Annotated in this window: 2 protein-coding genes; both read left to right on the forward strand. The window is 48.9% G+C overall.

What is annotated here, in order from left to right:
- The coding region (locus tag H7U32_RS09640) for a hypothetical protein (protein ID WP_204469830.1) at window positions 1-346 on the forward strand (346 nt) is incomplete at its 5' end.
- A gap of 12 nt (window positions 347-358) precedes the next feature.
- Window positions 359-564 (forward strand): hypothetical protein (locus H7U32_RS09645; protein ID WP_204469831.1); only part of this gene is annotated, 206 nt, incomplete at its 3' end.

A 564-nucleotide genomic window follows, 5' to 3' on the forward strand; every position in this document is an offset into this window, starting at 1 on the left:
GGCTAATGTGGATAAAAAGGCTCCGAAGCTGCAAGCGCCGTCCAAGCTCGAGCAGGACAAAAAGGCCGCTAAGGCTTCTAAGAAGGCGGCTAATGAATCCGCGGAGCCGAAAGCGCCAACTCGCTGCGAAACCAAAAACGGTGCGCGTCGCCCGTTGCGTGGTAAAACGCTGCTGGTGTGGGAGACTGCCGAGCGCATGGCTGCCACTGGTACTATTCCGACCATGAAGCAAGTCCACGAAGAGTTGCTTAAAACGGAACCCGGTTTTAATAAAACCACAACTGGCATCCAGTATTACGCTTGCAAGGCGTACAACGGATGGGAGAGCTCAAAAGGTTCAAAATAAAGTTGATACTAAATGCTGTCGGTGTATAATAACTACATCGACAGCAAACTGGAGTTAAGCACCATGGAAACGAAAACTTTCATCTTATTCGCAGCCGAAGTAATTAGCGAAAATATGAACTACTTGGCCGATGCCGATTGCGGTGACGAAATTGACAGCAGCTTGGAACAAAACGAAAAGCTGATGGAGCTGGTAAAACGTGCTATGCTGGAAGGCAT

This window comes from Bifidobacterium pullorum subsp. saeculare (genome assembly GCF_016899725.1).
Classification (GTDB): Bacteria; Actinomycetota; Actinomycetes; order Actinomycetales; family Bifidobacteriaceae; genus Bifidobacterium; species Bifidobacterium pullorum_C.